The organism is Evansella tamaricis, assembly GCF_019042215.1.
Classification (GTDB): domain Bacteria; phylum Bacillota; class Bacilli; order Bacillales; family Salisediminibacteriaceae; genus Evansella; species Evansella tamaricis.
The window spans coordinates 1-12,414 of sequence record NZ_JAHQCS010000092.1; the positions used below are offsets into that span (position 1 = coordinate 1).

General features: G+C 38.9%; 14 protein-coding genes. 13 read left to right on the forward strand and 1 reads right to left on the reverse strand.

The window, feature by feature from the left end:
* Together KS419_RS09895 and deoC are read left to right on the forward strand one after the other, a co-directional pair.
* A partial coding sequence (locus tag KS419_RS09895; protein ID WP_217066225.1) for a hypothetical protein occupies positions 1-266 on the forward strand: 266 nt, incomplete at its 5' end.
* Positions 267-668: 402 nt separating this feature from the next.
* Positions 669-1,343 carry a deoxyribose-phosphate aldolase gene (gene deoC / locus KS419_RS09900; protein ID WP_217066227.1) on the forward strand — a complete coding sequence of 225 codons (675 nt, stop codon included), beginning with the start codon at positions 669-671 and terminating at the stop codon, positions 1,341-1,343.
* 148 nt (positions 1,344-1,491) lie between these two features.
* Here deoC and KS419_RS09905 read toward each other — a convergent pair whose 3' ends face one another.
* A complete protein-coding gene (locus tag KS419_RS09905; RefSeq protein WP_217066228.1) occupies positions 1,492-2,412 on the reverse strand; it encodes a Na/Pi symporter in 921 nt (306 codons plus the stop codon).
* A 189-nt stretch (positions 2,413-2,601) separates the two neighbouring features.
* Here KS419_RS09905 and rpsU point away from each other — a divergent pair, with 189 nt between their 5' ends.
* The 11 genes from rpsU to KS419_RS09960 all read left to right on the forward strand — a co-directional run bounded on the left by rpsU (position 2,602) and on the right by KS419_RS09960 (position 12,378).
* Positions 2,602-2,775 carry a 30S ribosomal protein S21 gene (gene rpsU, locus KS419_RS09910; RefSeq protein ID WP_078597226.1) on the forward strand — a complete coding sequence of 58 codons (174 nt, stop codon included), beginning with the start codon at positions 2,602-2,604 and terminating at the stop codon, positions 2,773-2,775.
* Between the two features lie 17 nt (positions 2,776-2,792).
* Positions 2,793-3,236, forward strand: a complete 444-nt coding sequence (locus KS419_RS09915; RefSeq protein ID WP_217066230.1) for a GatB/YqeY domain-containing protein — start codon at positions 2,793-2,795, stop codon at positions 3,234-3,236.
* Between the two features lie 345 nt (positions 3,237-3,581).
* The gene (locus KS419_RS09920) at positions 3,582-4,907 is read left to right on the forward strand and encodes an NfeD family protein (protein WP_217066232.1); all 1,326 of its coding nucleotides are present in this window, start codon (positions 3,582-3,584) and stop codon (positions 4,905-4,907) included.
* A gap of 26 nt (positions 4,908-4,933) precedes the next feature.
* A complete protein-coding gene (floA, locus tag KS419_RS09925; RefSeq protein WP_380085946.1) occupies positions 4,934-5,929 on the forward strand; it encodes a flotillin-like protein FloA in 996 nt (331 codons plus the stop codon).
* 44 nt (positions 5,930-5,973) lie between these two features.
* Positions 5,974-6,495 carry a hypothetical protein gene (locus tag KS419_RS09930; protein WP_217066235.1) on the forward strand — a complete coding sequence of 174 codons (522 nt, stop codon included), beginning with the start codon at positions 5,974-5,976 and terminating at the stop codon, positions 6,493-6,495.
* A 238-nt stretch (positions 6,496-6,733) separates the two neighbouring features.
* Positions 6,734-7,030 carry a sporulation protein YqfC gene (gene yqfC, locus KS419_RS09935; protein WP_217066237.1) on the forward strand — a complete coding sequence of 99 codons (297 nt, stop codon included), beginning with the start codon at positions 6,734-6,736 and terminating at the stop codon, positions 7,028-7,030.
* A 7-nt stretch (positions 7,031-7,037) separates the two neighbouring features.
* Positions 7,038-8,225, forward strand: coding sequence for a sporulation protein YqfD (gene yqfD / locus KS419_RS09940; protein WP_217066239.1), 1,188 nt, complete (start codon positions 7,038-7,040; stop codon positions 8,223-8,225).
* A 14-nt stretch (positions 8,226-8,239) separates the two neighbouring features.
* Positions 8,240-9,202: a PhoH family protein gene (locus tag KS419_RS09945; RefSeq protein WP_380086056.1), complete on the forward strand. Its 963-nt coding sequence runs from the start codon at positions 8,240-8,242 to the stop codon at positions 9,200-9,202.
* A gap of 47 nt (positions 9,203-9,249) precedes the next feature.
* On the forward strand, positions 9,250-11,541 hold the full coding sequence (locus KS419_RS09950) for an HD family phosphohydrolase (RefSeq protein ID WP_217066244.1): 2,292 nt from the start codon (positions 9,250-9,252) through the stop codon (positions 11,539-11,541).
* Entirely contained in the window at positions 11,538-12,005 is a 468-nt protein-coding gene (gene ybeY / locus KS419_RS09955; protein WP_217066245.1) for an rRNA maturation RNase YbeY, read from the forward strand. The genes KS419_RS09950 and ybeY overlap by 4 nt, the downstream gene beginning before the upstream one ends.
* Complete coding sequence (locus KS419_RS09960; RefSeq protein ID WP_217066294.1) at positions 11,989-12,378, forward strand: diacylglycerol kinase family protein; 390 nt, start codon at positions 11,989-11,991, stop codon at positions 12,376-12,378. The genes ybeY and KS419_RS09960 overlap by 17 nt, the downstream gene beginning before the upstream one ends.
* Positions 12,379-12,414: the final 36 nt, after the last annotated feature.

Sequence of the window (12,414 nt, forward strand, 5' to 3'; positions counted from 1 at the left end):
CGGTAAGAAGTTGGAGGAAGTTGTTCCCGAACGAGCGGTTGGAGAAGGATTTCGGTAAGAAGTTGTCTCAAGTTGTTCCCGAACGGGCGGTTGGAAAAGGATTTCGGTCGGAAGATGTCTCAAGTTGTTCCCGAACGGGATGTTCGAGAAGGATTTCGGTAAGAAGTTGTCTCAAGTTGTTCCCGAACGAGCGGTTGGAGAAGGATTTCGGTAAGAAGTTGGAGCAAATTGTTCCCGAACGAGTGGTTGGAGAAGGATTTCGGTAAGAAGTTGGAGCAAATTGTTCCCGAACAAGCGGATGGAGAAGGATTTCGGTCGGAAGATGGCTCAAGTTGTTCCCGAACGGGATGTTCGAGGAGGATTTCGGTAAGAAGTTGGAGCTTATAAAGATAAACATCTAGAAGTTTCGGAAGCAACGAGCCTTGTCTAGCCCCATCGCCTACTCGCTGCGGGGGACTTCGGAAATGACAACTGAAGTCAAAGAGCGGACTTCTGTTGTCATTCCTCCACTGCCCTACGCTCGTGTTCATAGGCGATTGCGCTTTTCTTACAAAATGAAAAATTAAAATTTTTGTGAACGTCCTCGCCAATGTAGAGAAAAAATGATATGCTTCCATTTGGCAGTACATACTAGAATTATATGTTTATGAGTGAGAGGATGATTAGAAGTGAGTATTGAATATGGTAAAATGATCGACCATACATTGTTAAAACCGGACGCTACAAAAGATCAGATAGTGCAATTATGCAATGAAGCAAAGGAATATAAATTCGCATCCGTCTGTGTGAATCCAACTTGGGTAAATACAGCGTATGAAATATTACAAGATATACCAGAAGTACAAGTCTGTACGGTTATCGGGTTTCCACTAGGTGCAACCACCCCTGAAGTGAAGGCTTTTGAAACGAAAAACGCAATTGAAAATGGAGCTACTGAAATAGATATGGTAATTAATGTGGGAGCTTTAAAGGACAATAATGATGATCTTGTTTTAAGAGACATTCAGGCAGTTGTGGACGCAGCAAAAGGTCATGCCTTGACTAAAGTAATTATTGAAACCTCATTGCTCTCAGAAGAAGAAAAAGTTCGTGCTTGTGAATTGTCTGTTCAAGCTGGAGCGGATTATGTGAAAACTTCCACAGGTTTCTCAGGTGGTGGAGCAACAGTAGAGGACATCAAACTGATGAGAAAAATAGTTGGTCCTGAACTTGGTGTTAAAGCATCAGGGGGAGTTCGTGACCGCGAATCTGCAATGGACATGGTGGAAGCAGGGGCTACCCGCATTGGTGCCAGTGCGGGTATTGCGATTGTTCAAGGTGAACAGGGACATGGAGACTATTAAAAAAACTTTATAACCAACAACTAATTAAAAGCACTTCCACCCAAAATGGAAGTGCTTATTTAAGGAAATTTTTAGGTTTTTGGAACCTTCGGGCATGTTGAACTATTAAGGTGATATCTAAGTTTTCTTATTGACTTCAGATCATCTGTTAACGGTGAATCCATTGAATAAATTTCGCAAATTTATCGATAAATGCCAAAATAATAAATGAACTTAAAAGATTAAAGATCATTGCTGAATGAGCCAGCTGTACCGATGGGACGGTGGCTATATAATTAATCCATACTGCAAAATAATGGATAAAAGGAAAAAATAAGATGACACCCAGCAAATTAAGCCAAATATGTGCATAAGCAGTAAGCTTAGATTCTTTACTCCCTCCTACACTTGCTAACCAGGCTGTCATGCAAGTTCCAATATTAGCCCCAAGCATAATCGCAATACCTGATGGCAAGTTCAGAAACTCTTCGTTCATGAAGCTCATGGCAATTGCTGTAACAGCAGAACTTGATTGAATTATGGCACTCATGATAATACCAACAGAAACAGCTAACAGTTTACTTTCATTTGTTGAAAGGAGCCAATCGTAGATCAACGATAGAGATGAGAGCGGATATGCTAATGTTTCAAATCCATGGATGGCAATTAATATACTGCTAAATCCAAATAGTAAACACCCTACGCAAAATAGTAATTGGCTCCTTGTAAAAAGAAGAGGAATGCCAATGATTAATAATGGAAAAATTAGCCACGTTAAATCAAAGGCAATAATTTCCAAAGTGACAACAGTACCAATATTTGCTCCTAAAATAATGCCGATAGAATGCCGAAATGGAATTATTCCTGCTGCAACAAGTCCAACAGTCATAATCATTACAGCTGAACTACTTTGAAGAACGGCTGTAACTGCTGTTCCCATTATCAGACTTTTGAAAGGACTATCAACGGCGTTTTTTAACCAATTGGACATTTTTTTTTCTTGTAAATGAAGGAGGCCTTGGCGCATTACCGTCATTCCAAAGAGAAAAAGTGCGATATAAATGGCAAATAAAGAAAAAATATGATTCATTCGTTCGTCCCCCCTCATGATATATGTATGGGACAAAGTGTACATGGATGACAAGCATTTCATTTTCTTTGTTTAAAAACGAAAAAAATAGGGAACTAAGTTGACCATCGCACCGCATTCGTTTATAATCAACAAAGACATGCATTTTTGTGTGTCTTTTGATTGGTTGTTTGGAGGGAGGGATACAGAATGGCAGAAACACGTGTACGAAAAAATGAATCCATCGATGCTGCTCTTCGTCGCTTCAAGAGAACCATGTCTAAAGAAGGTACGATGGCAGAAGTTCGCAAGCGTAAGCACTATGAAAAGCCTAGCATTAAGCGTAAGAAAAAGTCGGAAGCGGCTCGTAAGCGTAAGTTCTAAGGAGAGGGTGCATTTCCTTGAAACTTCTTGATCAATTAAATCAAGATATGAAAGATGCGATGAGAAACAAAGAGAAACAACGTCTGTCAGTCATACGTTCCATCAAGTCGGAATTACAAAATGAGTCCATTAAACTTGGAAAAGAAGTAACTGATGAAGACGCCCTTACTGTTCTTAATCGTGAAATGAAACAAAGAAAAGAATCCCTCCGAGAATTTGAGCAAGCCAATCGAGAAGATCTTGTTGCTAAAACCAAGGAAGAAATTGACATATTGAATGTATATATGCCGTCCCAATTATCTGACGAAGAGTTGCAACAAATCATTCTGGATACGATTGAAGAGGTCGGTGCTACTTCGAAAGCAGATATGGGGAAAGTGATGGGAGCTATTATGCCCAAAGTAAAAGGGAAAGCAGATGGCTCAAAAGTTAATCAATTGGTTATAAAATCATTATCTTGATATCAAACGCCTTGTTTCTATAAACAAGGCGTTTTTTACGTATATCACCCGCTATATATTGGAATAACACCATAATAAAGATAGCTCCTTTCCTGAGGCTTGAGTCGTATTTCCCATTAATAATTAACTACCGATATCAGAAACTGTTATGTAATTCTCTGAAAGGTTAAAATTAATAGAAAGCTCATATATGTATGCACCTTAAGAGTTTCACTTGATCAAAAATATAAGTATAATTAAATTGAGAATATTTTATTCCATTTGAAACTTTTTTTCCTGCAATCCGTATGTTAAATTAGCTCCAATGGAACCATTTATTTGATAGGAAAGGAGGACTGAAACTTCATGAAACGCCTTAGATTAATTTTATTTACATCGATGATTCTATTTAGTTTCTTACTTTCCCTAATTCCATCTGCTGAAGGGACAGGTGATGGGAAACTGGTCTATTATATTCCAGTTGAACAAGCTGTGGAACGTGGGTTAGGTGCTTTTCTTGAACGCTCCATTAATACAGCACTAGATGAAGGGGCAGATCACTTAGTATTCGAGATTAATACACCTGGAGGGTTCGTTGATGCTGCAGGAGAGATAGCAGGATTAATTCGAAACTCCCCAATTCCCACCACTGCTTTTATCATAGATGAGGCAATGTCCGCAGGGGCTTATATTTCCCTTAATGCAGATCAGATTGTGATGATGCCAGGTGCGAGTATGGGAGCAGCACAAGTAATAGACGGATCTGGTACGGCAGCAGAAGATAAAGCCCATTCTGCATGGCTTGCCAGAATGAGAAACGCTGCGGAACTGAATGATCGTGATCCTATCTATGCTTTAGCGATGGCTGATCCGGAAATTGATATCCCTTTAGCACCTAGTAAAGAACTGCTAACATTAACTTCTTCCGAAGCACTGGAAGTGGGATATGCCGAAGCAGTAGTAAATAATCGTGCAGAACTTCTTGAGTTCCTTGGATTACAAAATGCAGAAGAACGGGAAATGGAAGTCAGTTTTGCTGAAAAAATAGCCCGTTTTGTTACACACCCAATCGTTATTCCAATTCTACTTTCCATTGGAAGTATGGGGTTAGTGCTGGAACTATATTCACCTGGATTTGGAATCCCAGGAATAATGGGATTGTCCGCATTGTTTCTCTACTTTTTTGGACACATGGTTGCAGGTTTTGCGGGAATGGAAACCTTCATTTTGTTCGGTGTGGGTATTGTCCTGCTTATTATAGAAGTTTTTGTGCCGGGGTTTGGGATCTTCGGGGCAATAGGAATAGGGGCAATAATAGGAAGTATGGTACTTGCATCCTATTCCACCTTTCATATTTTAATATCCCTATCAATAGCAACAGTTTTAACGATTATTGTATCCATCCTGTTTTTTAAATACGTTGGTTATCGTGGCCCGCTAAAAAGGGTAATTCATACAGACGCTACAAAAACTGAGGAAGGATATGTGTCCAATGTTACACGTCAGGAAATTATAGGAAAAACAGGAATGACGTTAACGGTACTTCGCCCGTCAGGTACTGCATTATTTACTGATGAACGACTTGACGTGGTTTCTGAAGGAGGATATATTGGACAGGGAAGGAAAGTGAAAGTGGTTTCAACTGCAGGGTCCCGGATTGTTGTTCGGGAAGTACATGAATCTAAAGAGTGAGTAAGATTTAAGAGGAGGAAGTAATGATGACGGAAATTGGGATTATTATTGTTTTAGGATTAATTATTGTAGCATTTGCTATCCTGTTTACATTTGTACCAGTAGCACTTTGGATTTCAGCATGGGCAGCAGGTGTGAAGGTTGGTATTTTCACTTTAGTAGGGATGCGCTTACGTCGAGTAATTCCGGCACGTGTTGTTAACCCACTAATTAAGGCAGTAAAAGCAGGTTTGGATATTAATATTAATAAACTTGAGGGTCATTACCTTGCAGGGGGTAATGTGGACAGAGTAGTTAATGCATTGATTGCAGCACAACGTGCAAACATCGAGTTGACTTTCGAACGTGCAGCAGCTATTGACCTTGCTGGACGTGATGTATTAGAAGCCGTTCAAATGAGTGTTAACCCTAAAGTAATTGAGACACCGTTTATTGCCGGTGTAGCCATGGATGGTATTGAAGTGAAAGCCAAAGCAAGAATTACAGTTCGAGCGAACATCGACCGCCTCGTTGGGGGTGCTGGTGAAGATACAGTTATCGCCCGTGTTGGGGAAGGGATTGTTTCCACCATCGGTTCTGCACAAAATCATAAAGAAGTGTTAGAAAACCCGGATCGTATTTCTCAAACCGTTTTATCAAAGGGTCTAGACTCCGGTACTGCATTCGAAATCCTATCCATTGATATTGCAGATATTGATATTGGTAAAAATATTGGTGCAGTTTTACAAACAGACCAAGCAGAAGCAGATAAGAAAATCGCACAGGCGAAAGCGGAAGAGCGTCGTGCAATGGCCGTTGCCCAAGAGCAAGAGATGAAAGCGAGAGTTGAGGAAATGCGTGCGAAGGTTGTGGAAGCAGAAGCAGAAGTTCCACTTGCAATGGCAGAAGCTTTCCGCTCAGGAAACATGGGTGTTATGGATTATATGAACATGAAAAATGTCATGGCAGATACAGATATGCGTGAATCTATCGGAAAAGCGACTGATGACGGACAAGATGACAATAATAACCGACGCAAATAAGCCAAAGGCTAACAGTTATCCTTTTGTAGGAAAGGAGAAGATAGATGATGCAAGGGTTATTTGATTTATTTGGGAATAACCCGCTCATTCTCTTTTTTGTCATTGCAGCGATTCTAAGCTTACTCCAAGGTCGTGGGGGGAAGAAAGATACAACTAATACAAGTAGTCCAAGACGTCAAACGACTACGACAACGCAGCGGCAAGATGAAGTGGACTGGCGGGAAATTTTCCGGCAAGAACAAGATCCGTCTGATCAACGAAATCAACAGGAATCTACAGCTCCAAATACGATACATTCTTATGAATTAGATTCTAGTTTAGAGAGTGAAGTTGAAAAATCAAACAGAGAACTAAATGAACGGTATGAACAAGTTAAAAAAAGAAAAGAGCGGGCGTTAGAACAGGCGAAAACTTTGGAAAACTCACCGATACTTAATGGTGATATCAGCAATGATTCCATTTCCAATGTCCGGTTGGATTTCAGCAAAATTTCCCGTGAAGAAGCAGTGAAAGGGATTATTTGGTCAGAGATATTAGGGAAACCAAAGTCCAGAAAATCAAGATAAATAATGAATGACATAAAGACCTTGGCGTCGGGAATTATTCCCGGCGTTTTTTGTATTTAAAAAAAATTTAACTTCACTAAAGGATTAGAAAAACTAAGGCTTTCACCATTAGGACTTGGCGACAAGCCAAGTTTTCCTAATATTTTTATTACCCTATTTTTTCAACAGTTAATTTCAATACTTTTATGTGATAGGAAAGGGAGTAGAATCATACATATTAGTGGAAAGGAGGTTCATCATGAAGCAATTAAAGAAAAGAATGAGACAGTGGATGACAGAGCAAATGGATCTTCCAGCTGATGTCATGATGGACTTACCGAGAGTGACCTTAATTGGTAACTTTCATATATACATTGAAAATCATAAAGGAGTTATTCGATTTACAAAAGAAGAACTCCGGCTCCGTTTGACAGAGGGGGAACTACTTGTTGTCGGGAGTAATTTTGTCATTAAGAATATCCTTCCAGAAGAAATGCTGTTGGAAGGGGTTATTCAAGATATCCGTTTTATAAAAGAGGGGAGTTCAGGTAGGTGATGCGGAAATGAAAAATCAATGGCTGCATAAAGTAACAGGATATGTTCGGATAAAAATAACAGGGGCATATCCAGAGATGTTTATTAATCGCTGTATTGATCAAAAGTTGATGATTTGGAATATTAATCATGTAGGCAAGGATGTCCTTGTCTGTTCCGTTTTGTTGGACGAGGTTAAGTATTTAAGGCAACTTGCTAGAGTATCAGATTGCAAAATTAATTTCATTGAGCGAAGGGGATTCCCTTTTTTTATCCGAAAATTGTGGAAACGTAACGGATTGTTATTTGGTGGTGTGGGATTTCTATTTTTGTTATATATGCTATCAAATATGGTCTGGGGAGTGGAAATAGAAGGGGCATCGCCTCAAGTGGAACATGAGTTAAGACAAGCCGTAACAGAATTGGGAATTAGAAATGGTGCTTTTCAGTTTCGAATTCCACCGCCAGAAGAAATTCAATCAATTGTTACAGATGAAATAATGAATGCCACCTGGATTGGTGTCACGAGAAAAGGTACAACCTATCACTTTCAGGTCGTTGAAAAAGAATTAGCAGAAAGGGAACCAGAGGAAGCCCCTGGACATTTAGTGGCAACAAGGAAGGCTGTTATATACGATTTATTTGTTGAGGAAGGCAGGGCAAATGTGGAACGAAATCAAGTTGTGGAAAAAGGGGACTTGCTCGTTTCAGGGTTGATCGGAAAAGAGGGGGAAGAACTAAAGGTTTCTGCAAAGGGAACGGTCTTAGGTGAAATTTGGTTTGAGGCTGGTGTCACAGTTCCATTATCTCAGACTCTTTATGCAGCTACTGGAGAGAGATACCGAACTCATTATCTTCATATTGGAAATGTAAAATTGCCATTTTGGGGATGGAACCCACCGGAATATGTAAATAATAAAAAAGAAATATTTGAGTCATCCTGGTCCATATTTGGTCTGCAGTTGCCTTTTTACTACGGATATAGGGATCTCCTTGAAACATACGAAATAGAGGTAGAAGAGGCGATTGAAGAAGCCATTGAAATTGGGAAGAAAACAGGGAAAGATAAATTAAGCAAAGAGTTTTCGGAGGATGCGGAAATAACTGGAGAAAAAGTTTTGCACCACGAGGTTGAGGATGGTAAAGTTAAGGTAATCATCCATTATCGAATCGTGGATGAAATTGCTGAGAAACAACCGATAATTCAAGGAGACTGAGACGATTGACAGAAATGAAACAGACTATACAGTTAGCCATACAAAATGCGAATGAAGTACAAGCTTTATTTGGGCCCCATGACGGTCATTTAAAGAGACTGGAAGAAGCTTATAAGACAACCATTTTAACTAGGGGAGAAGAAGTAACGATCTATGGTACAGAAGAGCAAATAAAACAGATCGAAGAGATTCTTTTTACTATTCTTCAATTGATCCGTAAGGGAATTACTGTTCAGGAGCGGGATATTGTCTATGCCGCACAGTTGGCAGAACGTGGGATGCTTTCGGAACTCCCTGATTTATATGATGACAAGATTACTGTTAGTGCAAAGGGGAAACCAATACTTGCGAAAACGTTAGGTCAGAGACATTATGTTTCAGCGATCCGAAAACATGATATTGTATTTGGGATAGGTCCTGCGGGAACTGGAAAAACCTATATTGCTGTTGTTATGGCAGTACACGCCCTAAAAGAGGGACACATTAAACGAATTGTGTTAACAAGACCTGCCGTGGAGGCAGGAGAAAGTCTAGGTTTTTTGCCTGGTGATTTAAAGGAAAAGGTGGACCCTTATTTGAGGCCTTTGTATGACGCATTACATGATGTATTGGGAACAGAACAAACAACTCGTTTAATGGAACGGGGAACAATTGAAGTTGCACCGCTAGCTTATATGCGGGGAAGGACACTAGATGATTCCTTTGTTATTTTAGATGAAGCTCAAAATACAACGGCTGAACAAATTAAAATGTTTTTAACCCGTTTAGGATTCGGTTCCAAAATGGTAGTTACTGGGGACATGACACAAATAGACTTGCCTAGGGGGAAAAACTCCGGGTTAAGGGTAGCATTAAACATATTGAAGAACGTAAAGGGAATTTCTTTTATCCACTTAGAGTCTCAAGATGTCGTTAGACATACGCTAGTAAAACGAATTATTGATGCGTATGAAAAGTTAGACCAAAAAGAGGAGTAGAAAATAGAAGTCGTCCGATTTCTAATTCTCGACCGAGGTGAAGAAAAGTGGGGAAACGTACATCAATTGATCACCTGAAATGGTGGCAAAAAATGAAAAACCATCGTTATATAAGAATTTTTTTATTTGTTGTACTAGGTATTATTACGTATTCGTTAACGGTTACGAATGTCATACCAGAAACGTTAGAAATAGATCCGGGAACAGTCGCTGAACAGGATATTAGATCCCCCATTACAATTGAAAATAAAGAAGAAACTGATAGACTGAAACAGGATGCATATGAAAGTGTAGAACCGATTTACTCTACGAAAACAAGATATGCACAAAACCAGATCGAAAGAATAAATGATATTTTTCAAACGATAAAGCAAGTACAGAGGGAAGCAAGAGAACGGGAAGAGGAAATCACTGCTATAGAACGTGAAATTGAACTGTTGTTGGAGAGGGCAGAAGAAGAGGAAGAGCAAGTGATGGAGGAAGAAGATACGGAAGAGTTAATTGAAACACTTACAGCAAGTATTCCTTTACCAATCACTATAGATGAGCAGCTAGAGAAAGTTCGCAATATCATACATGAGCACACTGCTCAGGATCTCTCCGATGAAACATTAGTTACATTGATCCAAACTTCGGAAGAAGATTTAGAGATTGCTCAGGAAACCACTACGAGTGCAATTTATGCTGTAATGAGTGATGACATTCAGGTTGATGAGGTGGAAGAAGCTCGAACAAGAGCGGAAAGACTGGTTATAAATTCCACTGATGATCCAAGCTTGCATCGTGCTCGGGCCATGATTGAGATGGCCCGATTTGGCATTATTGCAAATTACCTCTTAGACGAGGAAGCAACTGAAGAGGCCAGAGAACAAGCGGTAGAAGCAATTGACTCTGTTATGATAAGGGAAGGACAATTGATCGTAGAAGAAGGGCAAATGATTACTTCTGAGATTTACAATCGATTAGCCCTGGTGGGGCTATTAGATGATTATTCTATCATTTACCCGTATGTTGGCCTAGGAATTCTAGTCATTATATTAATTAGTATGCTAGCTTACTATTTAAATGACGCCAATACGTCAATAAAAACAAATAATACACATTTACTAATGTATGTTATCATCTATTTCGTCACATTAGCTCTTATAAAACTTGTGAGTCTAACTCATTTAATTGAAGTAAATGGTATTACTTATATCGTGCCTGTTGCCATGGGGACAATGTTGATTACTACTTTAATAAATTCACGGATTGCCCTTTTTACAAGCATGGTATTAGCTATTGTATCAAGTATTATATTTAATGATCAGTCTTCAGGTATTTTAGATTACTCCCATGGGGTTTATGTATTTTTCAGTTCGATAGCTGGTGTTTTTTTCCTAAATAAATCAAATAAAATTATGAGAATTCTACAATCAGGAATTTTTGTGGGCTTATTAAATGTATTTGTTATTCTAGCTTTGATCATGCTAAGAAATGGACAATATGGCATGATTGAAATTGGAACTCATATGGGGTTTGCTGCTATGTCAGGGTTCCTTGCAGCTGTATTAACCCTAGGTTTACTTCCGTTTTTTGAAGCGGGGTTTGGGGTGTTATCAACAACGAAACTCATTGAACTTTCAAATCCAAACCACCCTTTATTAAGAAAAATATTATTAGATGCGCCTGGAACATATCATCATAGTGTAATGGTTGCTAATCTATCGGAAGGGGCTTGTGAATCTGTTGGTGCAAATGGATTATTAGCAAGAGTAGGTGCCTATTATCATGATCTAGGTAAAACGAAAAGACCACACTTTTTCATTGAAAATCAAATGAAAATCGATAACCCCCATGATAAAATTTCGCCGCAATTAAGTAAGACAATTATTATTGCACATCCGTATGATGGGGCAGAATTATTACGTGAACATAAAATGCCAAAGGAAATCATTGGTATTGCGGAGCAGCATCACGGAACGACATTATTAAAGTATTTTTATCACAAGGCAAAACAAGAAACAGATAAAGAAGTACCAGAAGAAGAGTTCCGCTATCCAGGTCCTAAAGCCCAAACGAAGGAATCTGCCATTGTTGGGATTGCAGATTGTGTGGAAGCGGCAGTCCGTTCCATGAATAAACCAACACCGGATAAAATTGAAACACTTGTGAGAAAAATAATTACAGACAGGCTAGAAGATGGTCAATTCGATGAATGTGACCTTACATTAAAGGAATTAAGTATTATTGCCACTTCCATTTGTGAAACATTGCATGGGACTTTCCATACTAGAATTGAATATCCGGAAGATATTTCTCGAAAAGGGGAAGATAAAATAAAGGGTGATGATAAATGATCGAATTAAACCAAATTGGCTTTCATGATGAAACAAGTAAAGTATCAGAGGAAATGATAAAATTAATTGGAGATGTAATGAGTACGGCAATAAAAATGGAGAAGGTTGCTGAGAATGTGGAAATTTCTCTAACCTTTGTGGATGACAAAAGAATCCAAGAAATTAATCGTGATTATCGTGGGATTGATAAACCGACAGATGTTCTTTCCTTTGCATTAAATGAAGGGGACGAAACGGAGTTTGAGCAAGGTATACCAGAATTATTAGGTGATATTATTATCTCGGTTCCAAGGGCTGAAGAGCAGGCGAAGGATTATGGACATAGCTTAGAACGGGAATTTTGTTTTTTGGCTGTCCACGGTTTCCTCCATTTAGTTGGTTATGATCATGACAAAGAAGAAACTGAAAAGCAAATGTTTTCTAGACAAGAGGAAATTCTTGAAAAACATGGCATCAAAAAATGACCGGAAGTTTGTCTCGTGGAGGAGACTTTTAAAAAGTTTTAAGTACGCATCAATTGGAATTGGACATACTTGGAGGAATGAGCAAAATTTTAGAGTACACTTAATCGTTGCATTTCTTGTACTGATTTTATCTCAAATCCTCCGTGTCCCTCTCCTAGAACAGGCTGTTCTAGCTATTGTAATTGGAGGGGTATTGGCACTTGAACTGATAAATACAGCGTTGGAACACACGGTTGATTTAATTATTGAAACGTATGATGAAAGGGCAAAAATTATCAAAGATGCTGCTGCAGGTGCTGTTTTTATCTTTTCATTAACTGCAGTTATTGTAGGCATAGTGATTCTTGTTCCGAAAATGATAGCTTTTTTTTAAAAATAGATTATACATAGAAGAAGTGAAGGTGAAACG